This is a genomic window from Bacillus sp. AFS040349, from assembly GCF_002577655.1.
In the GTDB taxonomy this organism is placed as follows: Bacteria; Bacillota; Bacilli; order Bacillales; family Bacillaceae; genus Metabacillus.
Genome location: NZ_NUMC01000014.1, coordinates 17,295 through 41,218 on the forward strand (window position 1 = coordinate 17,295; position 23,924 = coordinate 41,218).

Sequence of the window (23,924 nt, forward strand, 5' to 3'; positions counted from 1 at the left end):
TTGCTCGGGGTTTTTTATTTATTTTATAGATGACTGGTGATATCAGCAATTTTAGGAATATCCGCGATTCTCAGATTTCGCCATCGATTATAAGCACCTCAGTCTAGCCGTCGTTATCTAATCCCACCACTTAAAGTACTTATCAAACCAGCCTTCTTTTTTCTGCTCCTCAGGCTTTTGTTCTTTATCCAAACCATTCAACTCATCGATATGTTCTTCACAATATTGAGTAGGTTCAGTGCCTGCAATAAAGTAGGTTAATCTGCGAACGGGGCAGTCCTTTGTAGCGAGCTTACCGCTAGCTGGATTAATATACACGCCAACCACTCCATCAGGTGGACGGAATGCTTTCACAGACTGTTTGTCGAGAGCTTCTTCCATAAAGGTGGACCAAATCGTTTTTGCGTAGCTACGTTCTTGGACAAGGTCGATTGTTTTGCCTTTATCATACCCTGTCCAGACACCTGTGACGAGTTGTGGAGCCATTCCAATCATCCAGCTGTCTGTTGAGGTTGTACCAGATTTTCCGGCATAATCTCTTGTTAAGGAATCAGCGATGCTGTGTCCAGTGACAGATGTGTAATCATTAATAGAAGTATCAAACATTCCTTTCATCATATGAGTCGTAACAAAAGCAGCTTGCTCATTAAGGACTTGTTCTTTCTCGCGATCTGCTTTGTAAATGACCTCACCTTGTGCATCCTCAATTTTTGTAATAAAGGTCGGTTCTATTTTTTTGCCACCGTTACCGAGAATTCCATAAGCATTTACAATATCAACGAGACGAACAGGTGATGTTCCTAACGCAGCAGATGGATTTTCCTTAATTTTTGTTGAAAGCCCCAGTAATTCACCTGTTTTGATTAGTTCCTCCATGCCGATAAACATATGAGTTTTTACAGCAAAAACATTATCAGACAGAGCGATTGCCTGTAGCATCGTAATAAAGTCATTAGCATAATAGTCGTTGTAGTTACTCGGTTTATAGGTTGCTTTTCCATCATCATAGGCAAAAGAGGTTGGCTCACTTTTCATTTCTGTTGCTGGAGTGAAGCCTTTCATGATGGCTGAATAATAGAGTAAAGGCTTTATTGTTGATCCGGGCTGCCTTTTTGCTTGAATGGCACGATTGAATGGACTTTCTTCATAATTACGTCCACCGATTAATGCTTTAACGTAGCCTGTTTTAGGATCAATCGCAACCATCCCTGTTTGAATGTCAGATTCTTCAGCTATAGTTTTTGCTACAATTTCCTCGGCTTTTTTCTGCATATTTACATCTAATGTTGTATAAATTTTTAAGCCTTGTGTTTGAACAGCTTGAACATCCAAATTTAGTTTATCTGACAGCTCACTCATAGCTGCATCCTGATAATAACCTGCAAATCCTTTATCAACTTTTTCCGTCTTTGTTTTATAAACGAGTTCCGTTGAAACGGCCTCTTGTAATTGCTTCTCAGTAAGATAGCCTTCATTTTGCATCGTATGTAAAATAACATGCTGTCTTTCTTCGGCTTTCTCGCGGTTCACATAAGGAGAGTATAAATTAGGTCCTTTCGGAATACCGGCAAGTAAAGCAGCTTCAGGAAGTGTTAGTTCACTTGCGTTTTTGCCAAAATAGTAATTTGACGCGGCCTGAATTCCATAAACACCATGTCCATAATAAATCGTATTTAAATAACCCTCTAGGATATTATCTTTGCTATAATTCTGCTCCAACCGAATGGTATAGAGAGCCTCATTTGCTTTTCGTTGCCATGTTTTTTCATGCTTTAAAAATAGATTTCGCGCATATTGCTGGGTAATTGTACTTGCTCCCTGGACCTTTGCCATTGCTTTTATATCAGCCAAAGCTGCACCAGCTATCCGCTTATAGTCAAATCCGTTATGTTCATAAAAGCTTTGATCCTCAATGGATATGGTTGCGTTTATAACATGCTGAGAAATATCATCAAGATTAACCCAATATCGTTTTTGTCCATTATGTAATTCTCCTATTTTTGATCCGTCACTTGCATAAATAATCGTTGATTGTGGAACGGATAAAGAGGGAGGTCCTTGCCATTTTGCATATAAAACAATACTTAATATAACTGTCGACAAAAAGACAAGTAATAACAAACTAATAAATGTTATGGCACGTAATGTCTTTAATGTGATTTTAATTCGTTTCGGTGTAATCACATCCATCATGCTCACCTCCTCTACAAGTATTGATTTTTCGAATGAGCATATTGTTAGCCATTATGGGATTTTTTCCGACTTTTTAAACATTTTGAAAAAAAGTCATAGATTTTTTCCTCAATATCTGCTAGATTCATCTATAGTTTGAAGGGACAGGGGGACAGGTTCTGTGTCCCATAAAAATGGGACACAGAACCTGTCCCCTTGTTCCAATTTGAAAGGATGGTTTTACATGAGTGAATTATGGTACACAGAGAAACAAACGAAGAATTTTGGGATTACATTAAAAGTGAAGCAAACGTTACATACAGAGCAAACAGATTTTCAATATTTAGAAATGGTTGAAACAGAAGAGTTCGGCAACATGCTATTTCTTGATGGAATGGTTATGACGTCTCAAAAGGACGAATTCGTATACCACGAAATGGTTGCGCATGTTCCTTTATTTACACACCCAAACCCTGAGAACGTATTAGTTGTTGGTGGTGGAGACGGTGGCGTTATTCGCGAAGTTCTTAAGCACCCACAAGTGAAGAAAGCAACACTTGTTGATATTGATGGAAAAGTAATTGAGTACTCAAAAAAATTCCTTCCTGAAATTGCAGGAAAACTTGACGATCCACGTGTAGAGGTAAAAGTGGGCGACGGCTTCATGCATATTGCTGAAAGCGAAAATGAATATGACGTAATCATGGTTGATTCTACAGAACCAATGGGACCTGCCGTAAACTTATTTACAAAAGGCTTCTATGCTGGTATTTCAAAAGCACTTAAAGAGGATGGTGTTTTCGTTGCGCAAACGGACAACCCTTGGTTCACACCAGAATTAATTACAAATGTTCAACGTGACGTAAAAGAAATCTTCCCAATCACACGTCTATACACAGCGAACATCCCAACATATCCAAGTGGATTATGGACATTCACAATTGGTTCTAAAAAATACGATCCACTTGAAGTCAGTGAAGAGCGTTTTCACGAAATCGAAACAAAATACTACACGAAAGAACTTCACAAAGCGTGCTTTGTTTTACCGAAGTTTGTTAGCGACTTAATTAAATAAAAAAGACAAAGTGAGGGTAAAGCCTCACTTTTTTTAAGAACGGAGGAAAAACTCAATGAAATTTGATGAAGCCTATTCAGGTAATGTTTTTATTAAAAGTCATCCAAGCTATGAAGAAAGTGAAGCTGTAATTTACGGGATGCCAATGGACTGGACAGTAAGCTACCGCCCAGGTTCACGCTTTGGCCCGTCTCGTATTCGTGAAGTATCAATCGGACTTGAAGAATACAGCCCATATTTAGATAAAGAGCTTGAAGAAGTAAAATACTTCGATGCTGGTGACATCCCACTGCCTTTCGGAAACCCGCAAAAAAGCATTGATATGATTGAGGAATATATCGATCAGTTACTTGCAGACGGAAAATACCCACTAGGCATGGGTGGAGAGCATCTAGTTTCTTGGCCTGTGATGAAAGCTATGTACAAAAAGTACCCAGATCTTGCGATTATTCACTTTGATGCCCATACAGATCTTCGTGATGATTATGAAGGTGAGCCTTTATCACATTCAACACCAATCAAAAAAATTGCAGATCACATCGGACCAACAAATGTTTACTCGTTCGGAATTCGCTCTGGTATGAAAGAAGAGTTCCGTTGGGCAAAAGAAGTGGGCATGCACATCTCGAAGTTTGAAGTACTTGAGCCATTAAAAAAAGTTTTACCAACCCTTGCAGGTCGTCCGGTTTACTTAACAATTGACATTGATGTCCTTGACCCTGCACATGCACCGGGGACAGGTACCGTGGACGCTGGTGGTATCACATCAAAAGAACTTTTAGCATCTATTCATGAAATTGCTCATTCAGATGTACGTGTTGTTGGTTCAGATTTAGTTGAGGTTGCGCCAATTTATGATCATTCTGAGCAAACAGCAAACACAGCGAGTAAAATTATTAGAGAAATGATTCTTGGTCTAGTGCAGAAAAAAGGGTAAGAAGAGAGAGGCCCTATATTTTTTACGGGTTCTGTTTACTGTCGTCATTGGACGGTAAAATGTATAGCTAATGGGCACGGCACCGCGAAATGCGGTGCTTTTTGTATGTAATAATGGTCCGTGAACGCTTTTAATTTTAAAAACATTTTGGAATAGGTTTGATTTATAAATACGTATGGTTTTCAAGCAAAGAAGCAATAAAAGCATCCGTAAAAGGTAAATACGAATGCTTTTAGCAAGATAGGTAGGAGAAAACCATCCGATAAACCTAAAAAAAGGTAAAAAGGACGATAAAGGTGAAAGGATATGTAAGAAATATCCACTTTCGTATGATTTTCAAGCAAAGAAGCAATAAAAGCATGCGTAAAGGGTAAATACGAATGCTTCTAGCAAGATAGGTAGGAGAAAACCATTCGAAAAACCCAAAAAAAGGTAAAAAAGACGATAAAGGTGAAAGGATATGTAAGAAATATCCATTTCTGTATGGTTTCCAAGCAAAAAAGCGATAAAAGCATGCGTAAAGGGTAAATACGAATGCTTCTAGCAAGATAGGCAGGATAAAACCATTCGTAAAGCCTAAAAAAAAGTAAAAAAGACGATAAAGGTGAAAGGGTATGTAAGAAATATCCATTTCCGTATGATTTTCAAGCAAAGAAGCGATAAAAGCATGCATAAAAGGAAATGCGAACCCTTTTAGGCAGAATAGTTTTTTTGCTAAGTCCGAAGTTAGGAAAAAGTATATTAAGAGACATTAAACGATCCCATTACGATGCTTTCAGGCTGGTAGCTGAAATAATCTTAACCTTTGTAACACAGCGGATATAAATGTAATATCCTAACTGTTTACAAAAACCTGTCAACAGGATTTTAAGGACAAAAATTTGGTGTAAAATCCATTTTTTAAATATTTATAGGAAATTATTCATAGTAAAGCGGAAGGTCTATTTTTTCTATGAAGCACCTGATAGAGTCTGAAAAATGATATGACCTTTAACCTATTAAAACATCATAAAATCTAATATTGTTAAATTCTCCCTTAATTATGACAAAAAAACACATGATACGATATGTTCGTCAGCAAGCAGTTGATAAGGGAGGATGAAACATATGAAAAAGAAAATCATATTGTCAGTCGTAGCAGGTGCAGCATTATTAATGGCAAATCCAATCGTTGATAAAGCTGATGCGGCTTCAAACACTACACAATCAAAAGTTTACTATTATCAATCTGGTAATGTTGATATGGAGCGCATTAATGCTCTGCTCCAAAAATATTTTAGTAATGTTAAAATTCAACAACCTGAAACAACTACTAAAGAAGAGCAGCCAACAGAAGTAGTGCAGCAGCCAACAACTGAACAGCCAGTTGCTCAAGAACCTAAGGCTGAACAGCCAGCAACTCAAGAGCCAGCAGCTCAACAGCCTACTACACAGCAACCAGCTCAACCAGAACAAACTACCGAGCAAGCAAGCTATCAGCTTAGCCAATACGAGCAGCAAGTAGTGGATTTAACAAACCAAGAACGCGCAAAACAAGGTCTACCAGCGTTAAAAGTTGATCTAACTTTAAGCAAAGTAGCCCGTGAGAAATCATTAGACATGCAAAAAAATAACTACTTTTCACATACAAGCCCAACATACGGCTCACCGTTTGATATGATGAAGAAATTTGGCGTAACATACCGTACAGCAGGCGAAAACATCGCAAAAGGCCAACGCACTCCACAAGAAGTTGTAAACGCGTGGATGAACAGCTCAGGCCACCGTGCAAACATCCTAAGTTCAAACTTTACTCACATTGGGGTAGGGTATGTAGCGGAAGGTAACTATTGGACTCAGCAGTTTATTGGGAAATAAGTTAAGAGAAGCAGCCAGCATTAGCTGGTTGTTTTTTTGTGGTCTTCCAACTCGTTCGACAAACTTCGGGAAGTGACAGGCACCGAATTTTTCTCTCTTGCGTAGTTGCAATGTGTTCTTTATACTATTAAAGTTAAAGGAGAATGATGGAAAGGGAGTGTCTACATGTCAGAAAGCACGCCTATTAGAATCCATGTGTTGTCGGAGATCCAGAATCAACATGATGATGATAAAGAAACGATTGAGGTTTCAACAACAGGTGAATACTTTTTAAAGGGGAAAACCATTTATCTCCGTTATGATGAAACTCATGAACTCGGATCTGTCAAAACAACTGTGAAAATTGCTGATCGTGAGGTTATGGTTATGCGATCTGGTGCGGTTACGATGAAACAGCGTTTTATCGAAGATGAGGTAACACTAACCGATTATGGTACACCATTTGGCAAGCTTCAATTAGAAACATATACAAAATCACTAACAAAAGAAAAAACAGAGCTTGAAGATAAGCTCGTTATTTTATATGATTTGCAAATAGATGAAAATGAAAAGCATGTACATAAACTGATGATTACCTATAAGGAGGAGTATCAATGAATATCGTTGAGCAAGTCAAAGAACGGTTAAAAGATGAAATCAAAGCTTCCGTTTTAAAAGCTGGTTTAGCTGAAGAAGCGCAAATTCCAGATGTATTATTAGAACTTCCAAAGGAAAAGGCACATGGAGATTATTCAACAAACATGGCGATGCAGCTTGCACGTGTAGCGAAAAAAGCCCCACGCGCCATTGCAGAAGCGATTGTTGAGAATTTTGATAAAGAAAAAGGTTCAATTGAAAAAATTGAAATTGCTGGTCCTGGATTCATTAACTTTTACATGAATAATAGCTATCTTACAGACTTAATTCCAAACATTTTAAAAGCAGGCGTTAGCTATGGAGAAATAAACGTAGGAAACAAAGAAAAAGTTCAAGTTGAGTTTGTTTCAGCAAATCCTACGGGTGACCTTCACTTAGGTCATGCCCGTGGAGCAGCTGTAGGTGATTCATTATGTAACGTATTAGCGAAAGCTGGGTACGATGTATCTCGTGAGTATTACATCAATGATGCCGGAAACCAAATTAACAACTTAGCTCTTTCAGTAGAAGCACGCTACTTCCAAGCGCTAGGGAAGGATAAAGAAATGCCTGAGGATGGCTATCATGGGGAAGACATTATTGGCATTGGGAAAAAGCTTGCAGAAGAGTACGGAGATAAGTTCGTTGATCAATCAAGAGACGAGCGCCTAAGCTTTTTCAGAGAATACGGATTAAAATACGAAATGGCAAAGCTAAAAACTGACTTAGAAGAATTCCGTGTTCCATTTGATGTGTGGTACTCAGAAACATCTCTTTACCACAACGGAAAAATTGATAATGCCCTTGTAGCATTAAAAGAAAAAGGTCACATCTATGAAGAAGATGGCGCAACATGGTTCCGTTCAACAACATTTGGTGACGACAAAGACCGTGTATTAATCAAAAATGATGGCTCATACACGTATTTAACACCAGACCTTGCTTATCACAAGGACAAGCTTGACCGTGGCTTTACAAAGCTAATTAACGTATGGGGAGCAGACCACCATGGCTATATTCCTCGTATGAAGGCAGCAATTGAGGCACTAGGCTATGGCAAGGATACTCTTGAAGTTGAAATCATTCAGCTTGTTCACCTATACAAAAACGGTGAAAAAATGAAGATGAGTAAACGTACTGGTAAGGCTGTCACAATGCGTGATCTGATTGAAGAGGTAGGTCTTGATGCTGTTCGTTACTTCTTCGCAATGAGAAGTGCTGATACACATATGGACTTTGACCTGGATCTTGCTGTATCAAAATCAAACGAAAACCCAGTGTACTACGCACAATATGCTCATGCACGTATTTGCAGCATGCTGCGCCAAGGTGAGGAACAGGGATTATCATTTGAAGATAACCTAAAATTAGATGAAATTTCATCAGAAAAAGAATTTGACTTACTGAAAAAACTAGGCGAATTCCCACAAGCAGTAGCGGAAGCAGCTCAAAAACGTATTCCGCACCGCATTACAAATTACATTTATGACCTAGCATCAACACTTCACAGCTTCTACAACGCTGAAAAAGTGCTGGATCCTGAAAACACAGAAAAAAGCCGCGCAAGACTAGGCCTAATGAAAGCAACACAAGTTACATTACAAAATGCATTGACGATCATAGGTGTTTCTGCACCTGAAAAGATGTAAAAAAAGAAATCTGCCTCAGATGAGAGTTGCTCATCTGAGGTTTTTTGTGGGATCGCGGATAAAATCCCAGCATCGCGGATAAGGGTTCGGAAATCGCGGATAAAATCCCAGCATCGCGGATAACGGTTCGGAAATCGCGGATAAGGGTTCGGAAATCGCGGATAAAATCTCAGCATCACGGATAAATGCCCGAAATAGATGATACCCCCTCCAAAAGCACAAGAACCCCCTCAGCTTGCCTAAAGCAAAGCTGAGGGGGCTCATTTTTACCACTGAATCGTATAATTCGAACTCATATTAGGAGTAGACCAAGTATTATTACCATTAGGCTCCCATGCTTTTGCACTTCCATTTGAGCCGACGATTACAGCTTTAAATTCATAGTAACGATTAGCTGCAATATTTGCTGTTCCACGCCAGTCTTTATTTGTGTTATCCCAGGTTAGTTTGATCATGTCTCCATCAGGATTGTTCCACATTCCCATTTCCCAGCGGTTCCCTGTCACATAAACAGTATCCCCGTATGCGGTTGGAGCATTTTTAACGATAAAATTAACTTTAATCGGCTGTAGAGCTAAAATATCTCGAAAGCGGTCCATTTCAGCAGTTTTTGTTCCATTAGACTGAACGACATTTGCTAATCGAAGCAAAGTGAAACCGCTGAAGCCTTCATTGAATAGGTGCTGTGCTGTATTTCGGTAGCGAGACTCACTATAGCTAGCATCAGAGCTAGAGATAGCCAGTGCATTCTCGCCGTTAAGCACGATTCCTCTTTGTGTTGCCAAATTCGCAATTTGAGTAACAAGAGCCTTCGGTGCTGAGTAATACGGGCTTGTAAATTCTTGACTGTTGTCCATCTCTAAGCATGTAAAAGTAAGATGTAGATTACTAGCTTTGAACTGATCAAGTATGCTTGCATAGTTGTAATAACCAGCTGAGTATTCAGCAGCATGTGGCATCGAAGGGTCATTCATTTTCCAGTGGATTCCGGCAATTTTGGCGCCGACTGGAACACCAAATGTAGCATCAAAATTTTCATGAGCCTTCTGACTAATTAAGGTAAGATGTTTAATTAAAACATTTTGATACCACGTCATAAAATCTTTTCCATATTGACTATTATAGGCAGCACCTGAGGAGAAGAAGTTATCTCCATCTGAAGGTGGATTTACCTGATTCCATGAAGTAAGATTTGTTTTCCAAGCAGTATTTAAGTTTGTTAACGTACTATACTTAGCTTGCATATTCGTTCGGAAGTCACTTTTCGCTGTATCTGTATATGCTTGCAGTTTTCCTCTTGAGGGGTAGGACCAACCGTCACTTGATACATAGGATGGAAATCTTAATTCACCCGCAGGTCCACCACTTAAGTAGATTTTTATAATAATATCTTTATAGTCTGAGAAATTTTGCGAGAATGATTCATACAATTCGTCATATTGTGTTGAGATTACACCCGTTGCCCATGGAGATAATGTTTCTTTGTTTACATAGCCGGTTTCAGATTTATGAGTAAGTGTATCAGTAGAGGCTAAATTCCAAACCCAGCTTGGTATCGGAATATTGCAATCATCACCAACATTGCCACCACATTGATGTGTAGAGATGATCGGAACCCATTTAAGTCCTGATTCTCTTACAGTTTGTGCATATTGACGATAATAGGACCAATCAAATTGATTATTGCCGTTTTTTTCAACATCACCCCACCAAACATCAGTTGTTAAAGCATATACCCCATTGCTTTTTAAAGTAGCCAACTGCTTTGCAAAATCACTCCAGTTTGTGATTTTCGTAAGTGGTGCCATTACGTATGTTTTATAATCTGATTTGATGTCTGCGCTTGCTGAGGTTGAAAAGAGAGAAGACACGGTGAGAAGAATAATGAGCAAACTAATTCCAAACCTTTTGAAAAATTGACACATATTACATCCTCCTTTGTTGTACAACGGTTTTATTTTAAGCGCTTACACAACCGTTTATTTGCGCAACCGATTGCACAGAATGAAATGTAAGAGCACCGCTGTAGCATAAAGGATAACCCAGATCATACATATAAATCAAGTGAAAACGTTATCATTTTTAATAGGAAAATGGCACTACCATTCTATAGTAGCGCCACCAATCCGCTTAACTCCTCTAATCTTCGCAACATCCTCACAAAGCTTCAATGCTGCTCTATCCTTTTGCTTCGCTTCAATCATCAAATCAACGTCAACATTCAGTTCTTTCAACCCTTTTAATAACGGCATTAAAAACTCAGCATCAACATAATCAGCATGACTACGAAATTCCTTCTCAGACTTTGGAGAGGAAACATGTATTTTTGGGTGTATACCGACCCAATCCCACGTATCAAAAATAGTAGGAAGCAGTTCTACGAAATCCTCATCATCATCTTTATTTGCCATGTAGTGATGATAATCAAATAAAAGGGGAATCTTCTCTTTTTGACAAATTGCCAATGTTTCTGACGTTGTATAGGTTTTATCATCATTTTCAAGAGTCATTCTTCTTTTTATGTGTCCAGGCAGTTTCTTAATATTTTCATGAAATCGCTCTGTAGCCTTTGTCTTATCACCGTAAGCTCCGCCGACATGGATGTTAATAATGGCTTCATCTGCAAGTCCCATCGCATCCAATAAGTCATAATGATAGGTCATATCGCCAACTGCATTTTCTGTAATATGCTTTTTATCACTTGTAAACAGTGTGAATTGATTTGGATGAAAACTCGTCCGCAGCTTATACTTTTTCACTAAGTCTCCAATTTCAGTGAGCAGATCTTTAAAAGGTGTTTTATAATCCCAAAGTACCTCAGGATGAGTGGCAAGCGGAACAATCGATGATGACATCCTGTATACCATTATTTCGTGGGCAATATTGTAGTGCATCATTCGTAATGTGTGTTCTAGATTTTGCTTCGTTACAAACAATAATTGATCGTGCCGTTCTTGTTCATCGAGCTTTTTCCATCTTGTGAATGTTAATGATTTGGCTGGTGAACAATCCCATAGAGAAAGAGCATGTGACACATAGCCGAACCGAATAATCATGATCTCCCTCCTAAAGTTGTGATTTTAGCGCCAAAGTGCCTGCGAGGGCCTCACCCTGACTCTAATGAATTACAAAAAATGTGACACCAACGTAGCAAACTTTTCCTTTCCTTTTTCAAAAAAAGATCGGCTTTGGTATGCCTGATAGGTTAACAACTCTGAACGACCAAAATCACCTTGAACAAATTTCTTTACCTCTTGAATGAATTCGCGGTCATAAATAAGGCAGTTCATTTCGTCGTTTAAATAAAAGCTTCTTTTATCAAAGTTTGCTGTTCCGATGTCACAAAGATGATCGTCAATCATAATCATTTTTGCGTGAAAGAAGCCATGGTAATATCGATAAATTTCACATCCTGCAAGTAAAAGAGGGCCAAAGTAAGGGAATGAAGCCTCTTTTACAAGGGGATGATCCTTTCGCATCGGCACCATTATTCTGACTTGCACACCTCTTGATGTGGCAGCTAATAGCTCGTCTAATATTTCTTTACCTGGAATGAAATAAGGCGAGCAAATTAAAATTTCCTTATTAGCATTCTGAATAAATGAAATAAAGTGTTTTTTTAGATTTTCTCCATATGTAGAAATGAACAGATGCTCACTCTTACCAGAAGGCAGGGTAGGGTAGTACTCGAGATTTTCTACATCATCCTCACCAGTAGAGTCGTACCAATCCTTTAAAAATTGTTTCTGTAAATCAGCTGTACCTTCACCAGTTATTTTTAGATGAAAATCTCTCCAATACCCTAACTTTGGGTCATTTCCAAGATACTCTTTTCCGATATTAAAGCCGCCTAAATAAGAGGTTTTACCATCTAAAACTGTAATTTTTCGATGATTTCTAGCTTGTAGGGTATAAAAAAGATAGGGAAACTTAGGTTTATGGCTAAAAGCAAGACGTACACCCTTGTCTTTTAGAGCTTGAATCCTTTTTTTCGTAAGCTTCGAGCTACCTACATAGTCAAGTAAAAGGCGCACTTCGACACCTTGACTCGCTCTTTCACCCAAAATCGTTAAAAACTCATGACTGATCTCATCATTTTTCACAATGAAGAATAGCACATGAATACTTTTTGTACTATTTTTAATGCTCTCAAAAAGATCTTTATATAAAGTATCTCCATCTGTAATAAGGGTAATATCACTTTTACGTTGAGGAAATTGCGTGTACTTGCTTGTTGCCAGATGACTTCTTCTACCAAGGTGATAATCAATCGTCCACCAACTAATAATTGCCACTATGATAAAGCAAATAATGAATACGATGTTCAAACGCCATCCTCCTAGCAGCACATAGATTTTATGAATGTAAATATTAGTAATCAGCAAGTTCTATTTATCTTGAGCATTTTTAACTGTTTTTATGTAATTAGATACAGGACGTAAAACTTCTTATGGTTGATTGTAGCGAAAGATGCGAGACTCCTGCGGGAGCACCGCACGCCCCGCGGAAAGCGAGCAATCTGTAGCGGAAATCAACCATTTACTAAAACATGGTATAAACCAACTAAGTTTAAAGATTATTTGAAGAATATTTAAAAAGTTCAAGAATACATTGTACAACCACCATTTATAAATACACATCAAAAATATATTGACTGAATGCTCATTCATTTATTATCATAGAGATATAAGTAAATTCAGAAAACAAGAAACTGACTGTTGTGCAAAGGGGAAAAACAGACTGTAACAATTGGGAGATTGGGGGAAACAACATGGGCGCATTACTTTGGGTAAATTTACTTGCATTTTTAATTGTAACCGCTTACGCATTCCATCTTTTCATCTACTTAATTCGTACAAGAATGGCTTATATTAAGCTAGGCAAAAAAGTTGAATTTGATGGAAAGGTAAAAGAAAGATTAGAAAAAATTTGGGTGAATGTGTTTGGACAGAAAAAGCTCTTAAAAGATAAGAAGAGTGGAATCATTCATGTGATGTTTTTCTATGGCTTTATTCTTGTTCAATTTGGTGCCATTGATTTTATTATTAAAGGCTTAGTACCAGGTGCACATCTGCCGCTTGGACCGCTGTATCCGGCATTTACGTTTTTCCAAGAAATTATCACCTTTATGATTTTAGTTGCCGTAGTTTGGGCGTTTCACCGTCGTTATGTGGAGAAGCTTGTTCGCCTAAAACGAGGATTTAAATCAGGACTAGTATTACTTTTTATTGGTGGTTTAATGCTATCCGTATTGCTTGGGAACGGAATGGGCTTAATCTGGCATGATCATGATCTAACATGGTCTGAGCCACTTGCCTCATCATTTGCTTTTTTACTGAGCTTTGTAGGTGAAACAGGATCAATTGTTATTTTCTATATTGCATGGTGGATCCATTTACTTTTCTTATTAACGTTCTTAGTGTATGTACCACAATCAAAGCATGCGCATTTAATTGCCGGGCCTGCGAATGTGTACTTTAACCGTACATCAAACCCCGGTAAACTTGAAAAAATTGATTTCGAAGATGAAACACAAGAATCATTCGGGGTTGGCAAAATTGAAGACTTTACACAACCACAGTTAATTGATTTATATGCATGTGTTGAATGTGGGCGCTGTACAAATATGTGTCCGGCGACAGGGACAGGGAAAATACTTTCTCCGATGGACCTGATCATTAAGCTGCGTGACCATTTAACCTTTACAGGAGCAGCTGTTACACAAAAACAACCATGGGTGCCGGCTGTAGCATTCAGTGGCACAAAAGGAAATCAAATTGCAATGATGGCAGCTAGCTCAGGTGCGCAAGAAACGGCAGCAACTGGCTATAGTGCTTCATTAATCGGTGATGTGATTACAGAAGAAGAAATTTGGGCTTGTACAACGTGCCGTAACTGTGAAGATCAATGTCCGGTTATGAATGAGCATGTTGATAAAATCATTGATATGCGCCGTTATCTAGTGCTAACAGAAGGAAAAATGGATGCAGATGCTCAGCGTGCAATGACAAACATTGAACGCCAAGGAAATCCTTGGGGACTTAACCGTAAAGAGCGTGAAACATGGCGTGAAGCACGCGAAGATGTACACGTTCCAACGGTAAAAGAAATGAGCAAATCAGGAGAAGAGTTTGAATACTTATTTTGGGTTGGCTCAATGGGCTCTTACGATAACCGCAGTCAAAAAATTGCTTTATCTTTTGCAAAACTTCTTAACGAAGCTGGAGTTAAATTTGCGATTCTTGGTAACAAAGAGAAAAACTCAGGAGATACACCGCGTCGCCTTGGGAATGAATTTTTATTCCAGGAGCTTGCAACGAAAAATATTGATGAGTTTGTAAAAAATGATGTGAAAAAGATCGTCACAATCGATCCACATGCTTATAATATCTTTAAAAATGAATACCCGGATTTCGGGTTAGAAGCAGAGGTTTATCACCATACAGAATTGCTTGCAGAGCTAGTGGCTTCTGGAAGACTGAAACCAAGCCTTCCTGTTAATGAAACCATTACATTCCACGATTCTTGTTACCTAGGAAGATACAATGAAGTGTATGATGCACCACGTAATATTTTAAAAGCAATTCCTGGTGTGAAGCTCATTGAAATGGAGCGTAATCGTGAAAAAGGAATGTGCTGTGGAGCTGGTGGAGGCTTAATGTGGACAGAAGAAGATACAGGAAGCCGCATTAACGTTGCGAGAACAGAGCAAGCATTAGCTGTGAATCCATCGGTGATTAGCTCAGGCTGTCCGTATTGCTTAACGATGTTAAGTGATGGAACAAAAGCAAAAGAAGTAGAAGAAACGGTTAGCACATATGATGTTGCTGAGCTTCTAGAAAAGTCGATATTTGGCGAACAAAAAGAGCTAGTTTCATAGTCATTTTCAAAGAAAAGTAAGATAAAATGGAAAGAGGGGAATTTCCCCTCTTTATCTCTGAAGAAAAATTGAGCGAGCGTTCAGTCACTATTTGTAAGCGTTTACTAATTTTAATTTACATACATTGCAAAGGGGAGAGGAACATGGCAAAAACCGTTATTTTAAGTGGAGTCAGAACACCTGTGGGGAAATTTGGTGGAGCTCTTTCAACATTAACAGCGTCAGAGCTTGGGGGAATCGCCATAAAGGAGGCGTTAACAAGAGCAAGTGTTCAGCCTGAAGAAGTCCAAGAAGTGATTATCGGAAATGTTCTGCAAGGAGGACAAGGGCAAATTCCATCGCGTCAAGCGGCCCGTGCGGCAAACCTGCCATGGAATGTAAAAACAGAAACAGTAAATAAGGTTTGTGCATCTGGACTAAGAAGCGTCACAATGGCAGATCAAATCATTCGTGCCGGAGACGAGGGAGTGATTGTAGCCGGAGGCATGGAATCAATGAGCAATGCACCCTATATGATGCCAAAAGCAAGATGGGGATTTCGTATGGGTGATCATGCTGTGAAGGATTTAATGATTTATGATGGATTAACATGTAGCTTTACTGGTGTTCACATGGGCACATACGGTAACAGCACATCAAAAGAGCTTGAAATCACCCGACAACAGCAGGATGAGTGGGCATTAAGAAGCCATCAGCGCACGGTTGCTGCTCAGGAAGCGGGAATTTTAGGTGAAGAAATAGTTGCTGTTGAAGTACCCCAGCGTAAAGGAGACCCAATTGTGGTCGACAAAGATGAAGCACCACGTAAAGACACATCACTAGAAAGATTAGCAAAGCTAAACCCTGTTTTTGATCATGATGGAACGATCACAGCAGGTAATGCCCCAGGAATTAATGACGGAGCAGCAGCTCTTGTGTTAATGAGTGATGAAAGGGCGAAAAGTGAAGGCAGAGAGCCTCTCGCAACCATTCTTGCTCATACAGCAATAGCTGTTGAAGCTGAAGATTTTCCTAAAACACCGGGACTTGTCATTAATGAGCTATTAAGCAAAACGGGTAAAACCGTTGAAGATATCGATTTATTTGAAATCAATGAAGCATTTGCAACCGTTGCATTAGCCGCAAACCAAATTGCCGGTCTTGATCCGGAAAAGGTAAATGTAAACGGTGGGGCTGTTGCAATTGGTCACCCAATCGGTGCAAGTGGAGCAAGAATTCTCATCACCTTAATTCATGAACTAAAACGCAGAGGCGGCGGTATCGGCATCGCAGCTATCTGCAGCGGCGGCGGCCAAGGCGACGCCATCATGATTGAAGTTTAACCCATTAATAATTAGAGCAATCGGGCACTCCCCGATTGCCTCAATTCTCACCTCTGACATCTCACCTCAGCACACTAAACAGAATTAGAAATTAAAAACTATATTTCCGTTAGATAAAACATACAGAAATCAACCCATATTTAAAGAGGAGGCCCCATATGAATATTCAAAAAATCATGGTTATCGGTGCCGGACAAATGGGCTCAGGCATTGCCCAAGTATGTGCCATGGCAGGCTTTCAAGTGATACTTCATGACATGAAACAGGAAATCGCTGAAAAAGGTTTAAATTCCATTCAAAAGCAATTACAAAGGCAAGTGGAAAAGGGAAAGCTTTCTGAGCAGGATAAAGATGAAACTCTAAAGAGACTAACACCTTCTAATTCGATTGAAGATGCCAAAGAAGTTGATTTCATTATCGAGGCTGTGATTGAAAAAATGGAAGTGAAAACAACACTATTCCAGCAACTCGATACTCTTGCACCAGAGGGGGTTATTTTGGCAACAAACACTTCTTCCTTACCAATTACAGAAATTGCCGCATCTACAAAACGACCCGATCGCGTAATCGGCATGCACTTTATGAATCCTGTTCCTGTTATGAAGCTGGTTGAAATTATCCGCGGGCTTGCTACTTCTGATGAAGTTTATCAGCAAATTGAAGATCTTACGAAAAAATTAAATAAAACACCTGTTGAAGTAAAAGACTTCCCAGGCTTCGTTTCCAACCGTATTTTAATGCCGATGATCAATGAAGCGATTTTTACTGTGTATGAAGGAGTGGCAGAGCCGGAAGCAGTTGATGAAGTGATGAAACTTGGTATGAATCATCCAATGGGTCCGTTAACTTTAGCAGACTTCATTGGACTAGACACATGCTTATACATTATGGAAACACTCCACGAAGGCTTTGGGGATGATAAATACCGTCCATGTCCATTGTTACGGAAGTATGTGAAAGCAGGCTGGCTTGGAAAAAAAACTGGTAGAGGGTTTTATCAGTATTCCTAATTTCAGTAGAAACATAGGGTTTTCATTTTGCAATGACCAAAGGGGTGGGCATCAAGTGAATCTACATTTTACAGAAGAGCAAGTAATGATGCAAAAAATGATACGTGAATTTGCAAAAGCCGAAATTGAGCCATTTGTGGAAGAAATGGAAAAAGGGGTATTTCCATCCTCTGTACTTCAAAAGATGGCGGGACTTGGATTAATGGGGATTCCAATTCCGACCGAATATGACGGGGCGAACATGGACTACACCTCTTATATTATGGCTATTCATGAAATAGCCAAAGTAAGTGCGACAGTAGCTGTTATTTTATCTGTTCACACATCTGTTGCAACCTATCCAATTTTAATGTTTGGCAATGAAAAGCAAAAAAACAACTATGTAAAAAAGCTTGCAACAGGGGAGCGTCTAGGAGCTTTTTGTTTAACAGAACCAAGCTCCGGATCTGACGCGGCAAGCATGAAAACAAAGGCCATTAAAAAGGATGATCACTATTTATTAAATGGATCAAAGGTATTCATTACAAATGGTGGTGAAGCGGACATATATATTGTTTTTGCTCGAACAAGCGAGGACAAAGGAAGCAGCGGCATATCGGCATTCATTGTTGAAAAAGGAACACCGGGCTTTCTTATCGGAAAAGATGAACACAAAATGGGCTTAAACGGATCAAGAACAACGGAGTTAATTTTTGAAAATGCTAGAGTCCCGCTTGAAAATCTTCTAGGGAACGAGGGAGAAGGCTTTAAGCTTGCGATGGCCAATCTTGATGGAGGCCGAATTGGCATTGCTGCTCAAGCACTCGGAATCGCCGAGGCTGCGCTAGAGAAGGCAACAGCTTATGCCAAGGAGCGCAAGCAGTTTGGCAAGCCAATTGCTCTCCAGCAAGGGATTTCCTTTAAGCTTGCGGATATGGCAACAAATGTAGAAGCTGCGAAGCTATTAGTTTATCAAGCTGCATGGTTAAAAGAACAAGGACTTCCATGTGGCAAGCAGGCTGCGATGGCTAAGCTATTTGCTTCGAAAACAGCGATGGAGGTTACCACAGAGGCAATTCAAGTCTTTGGAGGCTATGGCTACACAAAGGATTACCCGGTGGAGCGGTATTTCCGTGATGCGAAGGTTTGTGAAATTTATGAAGGTACTAGTGAAATACAACGAATTGTGATCAGCAAGCATGTAGTGAAAGAAAAATAAGCGGTGAAATGGGGAGAAAGGGATGTACTTTAAACTATCAGAAGAACATGAAATGCTACGTAAAACGGTAAGAGATTTTGCAAGAAAAGAAGTAGAACCAACAGCAGCAGAGCGCGATGAGCATGAGCGTTTTGATATGGACATTTTCAAAAAAATGGCCGACCTAGGTTTAACAGGAATTCCTTGGTCTGAGGAATATGGTGGGATTGGCAGTGATTATCTAGCTTATGTGATCGCAGTTGAAGAGCTTTCAAGAGTATGCGCATCAACAGGGGTAACGTTATCCGCCCATACGTCGCTTGCAGGATGGCCCCTATATAAGTTCGGAAATGAAGAACAAAAGCAAAAATACCTAAAGCCAATGGCACTAGGTGAAAAAATTGGAGCATACGGGTTAACCGAGCCGAGCTCTGGATCTGATGCAGGTGGTATGCGCACGAATGCTCGTGAAGACGGCGACTATTATATTTTAAATGGTTCAAAAATTTTCATCACAAATGGAGGAATTGCCGATATTTATATCGTATTTGCAGTAACAGACCCTTCAAGCAAGCATAAAGGAACAACAGCGTTTATCGTTGAAAAAGATTTTGAAGGCTTCTCGGTAGGAAAAAAAGAAAGCAAAATGGGCATTCGTTCATCACCTACAACGGAGATTATGTTTGAAGAGTGTAAAGTACCAAAAGAAAATGTATTAGGCGAGATTGGGGATGGCTTTAAAATTGCTATGATGACATTAGATGGTGGTAGAAACGGTATAGCAGCTCAAGCAGTTGGAATTGCACAGGGTGCGTTGGATGCAGCCATTGCCTATGCAAAAGAAAGAGAGCAATTCGGCAAGCCGATCGCAGCTCAGCAAGGAATCAGCTTTAAGCTTGCTGATATGGCAACAAATATTGAAGCTGCACGATTATTAACCTATCAAGCAGCATGGCTAGAGTCTGAAGGGTTGCCATATGGTAAAGAATCAGCAATGTCTAAGCTTTTTGCTGGTGACACAGCGATGAAGGTTACAACTGAGGCCGTTCAAGTATTTGGTGGCTATGGCTATACAAAGGATTACCCTGTTGAGCGGTTTATGAGAGATGCCAAAATCACACAAATCTATGAAGGCACACAGGAAATTCAACGACTTGTCATTTCTAGAATGTTAACGAAATAAAGGAATACTAGTTTCGGTGATAGGTGGGAGGTAGATGGAAAAGCGTGAAGTTGTCGCATCCGTTAAGGATGAGAAGTTAATTGAAAAGCGAAGAGAGCAAATGATTAAAGGTGCGGTCAATCTTTTTAAAGAAAAAGGATTTCACCGCACGACAACTAGAGAGATTGCAAGGTCTGCCGGCTTTAGTATCGGAACGTTGTATGAATATATTCGCCAAAAAGAGGATGTTCTTTACTTAGTTTGTGACAGCATTTATGACCAGGTTCATGCCCGCTTAGAGGAAGATATTGATACAAAACAAGGCACAATAGAAAGTTTAAAGCGAGCGATTCACAATTATTTTATCGTCATGGATGAGATGCAAGATGAAGTGCTCGTTATGTATCAGGAAGTTAAGTCATTATCTAAGGACGCTTTACCATATGTGTTAAAAAAGGAAATGGAAATGGTCGGGATGTTTAAAAAAATTGTTAAAGACTGTGTGCAAAATGGGGAATTAACGTTATCAGAGCCAGAATGTGATTTAATTGCTCACAATATTTTTGTCAAAGGCCAAATGTGGGGCTTTAGACGCTGGGCCCTTCACAAAATGTATACGCTTGAAGATTACATTGAGCTGCAAACAAAGGTTATTTTACAAGGGGTTGGGAAGTAACTTTTGTGGCAATCAAAGGGGTGTTTTTATAAATGACAATAACAGAGGTATATAAACCAAAGCATGCTGTTCGCTTTGTCACAGCATCAAGTTTATTTGACGGACACGATGCTTCCATTAATATTATGCGACGAATCCTTCAAGCAAGTGGAGCGGAAGTGATTCATCTTGGACACAATCGTTCAGTTGAAGAAATCGTGGCTGCTGCGATTCAGGAGGATGTTCAGGGGATTGCCATTTCTTCCTATCAAGGTGGACACGTTGAATTTTTCAAATACATGTACGATCTACTGCAGGAAAAAGGAGCAGGACATATTCGTCTTTATGGCGGCGGCGGGGGAGTCATTATTCCTCGAGAGATAAAAGAGCTTCATGAGTATGGTATTGCGAAAATTTTCTCTCCTGATGATGGTCGCGAGCTTGGTCTACAGGGCATGATCAACCATATGCTAAGAGAGTGCGATTTTTCTACCGTTGAAAAGGGAGAAATCTCTTTGGACGATGTGAAAGAAGGAGAAACAAAAGCAGTTGCCAAACTCATTTCTTGTGCAGAAGCGAAAGTGTTTAAACAAGAAATCACAGAAGCAGCAGAAAACCTAATTAGTGAAATAAAAACGTTGAGTACGAAAACACCTGTGATCGGGATTACGGGAACAGGTGGTGCCGGAAAGAGCTCACTAACAGATGAATTAATTCGACGTTTTTTAAATGAGTTGCCATCAGTAAAAATCGCCATATTATCCGTGGATCCAACGAAGCAAAAAACTGGTGGGGCATTGCTTGGAGATCGAATCCGCATGAATGCCATTTTTTCTCCACGAGTGTTTATGAGAAGCTTGGCAACGCGACAATCAAAGTCTGAGCTATCACTGGCCATTCAAGATGCGATCTCTATTGTAAAGGCAGCTGGCTTTGATCTGGTAATCGTCGAAACAAGCGGTATTGGTCAAGGTGATGCAGAAATCGCCGAGATATGTGATCTATCGATGTACGTGATGACAAGTGAATTTGGGGCACCGTCTCAATTAGAAAAAATTGATATGCTCGATTATGCTGATGTGGTCGTTATCAATAAATTTGAGCGTAAAGGCTCTGAAGATGCGAAGCGCCAAGTGCAAAAGCAGGTGCAGCGCAGTCGGATGCTATTCGATCAACCGCTAGATGAGATGCCTGTTTACGGCACAATTGCCAGTCAATTTAACGATTTAGGCACAAACACTCTATTCGCAAAACTACTAGAGTTAATCAATGAAAAAACGAATCTAGACTGGCAAACCTCTCTTCCGGTTGTAAAAGATGTAGAAAAGCAAAACGTGATTATCCCACCTGAACGCCGTTATTACTTAAGAGAAATCAGTGAGACTGTTCGAAACTATCATCTTCACTCAGAGGAACAAGCAGAGCTTGCGACAAAAAGATTTCAACTAAAAGGTGCGCTTGAAACTCTTATTGAACAGGAAACAAACGAAGAAGTGATTTTATCTTTAAAAAATGTCCTGAATTCTCTTGAGGAAAAGCTAACACCTCAATCAAAAGCATTGCTAAATAGCTGGGAAGAAACGAAGGAAAAATATGCTCAAGAGCAATTTACAACGGTTATTCGCAATAAGGAAATTGTCACAAAGCTTAGAACCACTTCCCTGTCAGGATTATCTATAGCGAAAGTATCATTGCCAAAATATAAAAATGACGGTGATGTTCTCAATTGGCTTTATAAAGAAAATGTACCAGGCTCTTTTCCATATACAGCAGGTGTGTTTCCATTTAAACGAGAAGGAGAGGATCCTAAACGACAGTTTGCCGGTGAAGGAACTCCTGCCCGCACAAATCGCCGTTTTCATTATTTATCAAAAGATGATGACGCAAAGCGTTTAAGTACAGCGTTTGATTCAGTAACACTATACGGAGAAGATCCAGCCTACCGTCCTGATATTTACGGAAAAATCGGGGAAAGTGGAGTAAGCATTTGTACATTAGATGATATGAAAAAGCTTTATGATGGCTTTGATTTATGTGCGCCTTCCACATCTGTTTCCATGACGATTAATGGTCCAGCACCAATCATTTTAGCGATGTTCATGAATACTGCGATTGAACAGCAGCTAAGCAAGAAGGAAGCTGAGCTCGGTCGCTCGTTAACAATGGAAGAATATGATGAAGTAAAAGCCTTCACCCTGCAAACAGTTAGAGGAACCGTGCAAGCCGACATTTTAAAAGAAGATCAAGGACAGAACACATGTATTTTCTCAACAGAATTTGCCCTCCGTTTAATGGGAGATATTCAGCAATATTTTATTGATCAAAAGGTGCGAAATTACTACTCTGTTTCCATTTCTGGCTATCATATCGCAGAAGCAGGAGCCAATCCAATTTCACAACTAGCCTTTACTCTCTCAAATGGGTTTACGTATGTAGAATATTACTTAAGCAGAGGAATGGATATTGATTCATTCGCACCTAACTTATCCTTTTTCTTCAGCAATGGACTCGATCCGGAATATACGGTTATCGGTCGCGTTGCCCGGAGAATATGGGCAACCGTCATGCGCGACAAATACGGCGCCAATGAACGAAGTCAAAAGCTAAAATATCATGTTCAAACATCAGGGCGATCCCTGCATGCCCAGGAAATTGACTTTAATGATATTCGCACAACCCTTCAAGCACTAATGGCCCTGCATGATAATTGTAATTCATTACACACAAATGCCTATGATGAGGCGATCACAACGCCAACTGAAGAATCGGTACGCCGCGCAATGGCGATTCAAATGATTATTACGAAAGAACATGGCTTAACGAAAAATGAGAATCCGCTGCAAGGCTCATTCATTATTGAAGAGTTAACAGACTTAGTAGAAGAAGCAGTACTACAGGAATTTGACCGTATTAATGAACGCGGCGGTGTACTAGGCGCAATGGAAACACAATATCAACGCGGCAAAATCCAGGATGAATCGATGCACTATGAAATGAAAAAACACACAGGTGAACTGCCAGTCATCGGTGTAAACACTTACCTAAATCCAAACCCACCATCACAAGACATGATGGACAACATGGAACTCGCCCGTGCATCACAGGAAGAAAAAGAAACGCAAATCCAAAACTTAAAGGCCTTCCAACAAACACACGAGCACAAAGTTGAAGAAGCATTGTTGAACCTAAAAAACAAAGCTATCCACAACGGCAACATCTTTGCCGAACTAATGGAAACTGTAAAAGTAGCCAGCCTTGGCCAAATTACGCAGGCATTATATGAGGTCGGGGGACAATATAGAAGGAATATGTAGAGTTGGGGAAACCGGTTACGCCGGTTTCTGTTTTTTTTAGTGGCTAGGTGTGACACTTCCGGCTGTCATTAACGAGGCTATGAAGACTGTTTAAGTGGG

Annotated in this window: 16 protein-coding genes; 12 read left to right on the forward strand and 4 right to left on the reverse strand. The window is 39.7% G+C overall.

The genetic code is table 11. The features are described from left to right. Positions 1–117: 117 nt before the first annotated feature. Positions 118–2,190 carry a transglycosylase domain-containing protein gene (locus COD11_RS03615; RefSeq protein WP_098795393.1) on the reverse strand — a complete coding sequence of 691 codons (2,073 nt, stop codon included), beginning with the start codon at positions 2,188–2,190 and terminating at the stop codon, positions 118–120. A 226-nt stretch (positions 2,191–2,416) separates the two neighbouring features. Between COD11_RS03615 and speE the strand changes: the two genes are divergently transcribed. From speE to argS, 5 genes are all read left to right on the forward strand, one after another. Next, positions 2,417–3,247 (forward strand): spermidine synthase, encoded by an 831-nt coding sequence (gene speE / locus COD11_RS03620; protein WP_098795394.1) that lies wholly within the window; start codon positions 2,417–2,419, stop codon positions 3,245–3,247. Positions 3,248–3,302: 55 nt separating this feature from the next. Further along, positions 3,303–4,184, forward strand: a complete 882-nt coding sequence (gene speB / locus COD11_RS03625; protein WP_098795395.1) for an agmatinase — start codon at positions 3,303–3,305, stop codon at positions 4,182–4,184. Positions 4,185–5,291: 1,107 nt separating this feature from the next. Next, positions 5,292–6,041 carry a CAP domain-containing protein gene (locus COD11_RS03630; RefSeq protein ID WP_098795396.1) on the forward strand — a complete coding sequence of 250 codons (750 nt, stop codon included), beginning with the start codon at positions 5,292–5,294 and terminating at the stop codon, positions 6,039–6,041. A 165-nt stretch (positions 6,042–6,206) separates the two neighbouring features. Further along, the gene (locus tag COD11_RS03635; protein WP_098795397.1) at positions 6,207–6,638 is read left to right on the forward strand and encodes a YwiB family protein; all 432 of its coding nucleotides are present in this window, start codon (positions 6,207–6,209) and stop codon (positions 6,636–6,638) included. Beyond that, complete coding sequence (gene argS / locus COD11_RS03640; protein WP_098795398.1) at positions 6,635–8,305, forward strand: arginine--tRNA ligase; 1,671 nt, start codon at positions 6,635–6,637, stop codon at positions 8,303–8,305. The genes COD11_RS03635 and argS overlap by 4 nt, the downstream gene beginning before the upstream one ends. Before the next feature lie 266 nt (positions 8,306–8,571). Here argS and COD11_RS03645 read toward each other — a convergent pair whose 3' ends face one another. The 3 genes from COD11_RS03645 to cls all read right to left on the reverse strand — a co-directional run bounded on the left by COD11_RS03645 (position 8,572) and on the right by cls (position 12,633). Next, positions 8,572–10,230: a family 14 glycosylhydrolase gene (locus tag COD11_RS03645; RefSeq protein ID WP_098795399.1), complete on the reverse strand. Its 1,659-nt coding sequence runs from the start codon at positions 10,228–10,230 to the stop codon at positions 8,572–8,574. Positions 10,231–10,404: 174 nt separating this feature from the next. Then, positions 10,405–11,361 carry a UV DNA damage repair endonuclease UvsE gene (gene uvsE, locus COD11_RS03650; RefSeq protein WP_098795400.1) on the reverse strand — a complete coding sequence of 319 codons (957 nt, stop codon included), beginning with the start codon at positions 11,359–11,361 and terminating at the stop codon, positions 10,405–10,407. 69 nt (positions 11,362–11,430) lie between these two features. Further along, complete coding sequence (cls, locus tag COD11_RS03655; protein WP_098795401.1) at positions 11,431–12,633, reverse strand: cardiolipin synthase; 1,203 nt, start codon at positions 12,631–12,633, stop codon at positions 11,431–11,433. Between the two features lie 443 nt (positions 12,634–13,076). On the opposite strand from cls, the gene COD11_RS03660 reads away from it, so the two are divergent. The 7 genes from COD11_RS03660 to icmF all read left to right on the forward strand — a co-directional run bounded on the left by COD11_RS03660 (position 13,077) and on the right by icmF (position 23,825). Beyond that, on the forward strand, positions 13,077–15,185 hold the full coding sequence (locus COD11_RS03660; protein WP_098795402.1) for a (Fe-S)-binding protein: 2,109 nt from the start codon (positions 13,077–13,079) through the stop codon (positions 15,183–15,185). Between the two features lie 143 nt (positions 15,186–15,328). Beyond that, the gene (locus COD11_RS03665) at positions 15,329–16,507 is read left to right on the forward strand and encodes an acetyl-CoA C-acetyltransferase (protein WP_098795403.1); all 1,179 of its coding nucleotides are present in this window, start codon (positions 15,329–15,331) and stop codon (positions 16,505–16,507) included. 158 nt (positions 16,508–16,665) lie between these two features. After that, positions 16,666–17,517, forward strand: a complete 852-nt coding sequence (locus COD11_RS03670) for a 3-hydroxybutyryl-CoA dehydrogenase (RefSeq protein WP_098795404.1) — start codon at positions 16,666–16,668, stop codon at positions 17,515–17,517. Between the two features lie 55 nt (positions 17,518–17,572). Then, a complete protein-coding gene (locus COD11_RS03675) occupies positions 17,573–18,715 on the forward strand; it encodes an acyl-CoA dehydrogenase (RefSeq protein ID WP_098795405.1) in 1,143 nt (380 codons plus the stop codon). 22 nt (positions 18,716–18,737) lie between these two features. Further along, positions 18,738–19,877: an acyl-CoA dehydrogenase gene (locus COD11_RS03680; RefSeq protein ID WP_098795406.1), complete on the forward strand. Its 1,140-nt coding sequence runs from the start codon at positions 18,738–18,740 to the stop codon at positions 19,875–19,877. A 34-nt stretch (positions 19,878–19,911) separates the two neighbouring features. Next, the gene (locus COD11_RS03685) at positions 19,912–20,532 is read left to right on the forward strand and encodes a TetR/AcrR family transcriptional regulator (RefSeq protein WP_098795407.1); all 621 of its coding nucleotides are present in this window, start codon (positions 19,912–19,914) and stop codon (positions 20,530–20,532) included. Between the two features lie 32 nt (positions 20,533–20,564). Further along, the gene (gene icmF / locus COD11_RS03690) at positions 20,565–23,825 is read left to right on the forward strand and encodes a fused isobutyryl-CoA mutase/GTPase IcmF (RefSeq protein ID WP_098795408.1); all 3,261 of its coding nucleotides are present in this window, start codon (positions 20,565–20,567) and stop codon (positions 23,823–23,825) included. The last annotated feature ends 99 nt before the right edge of the window (positions 23,826–23,924 follow it).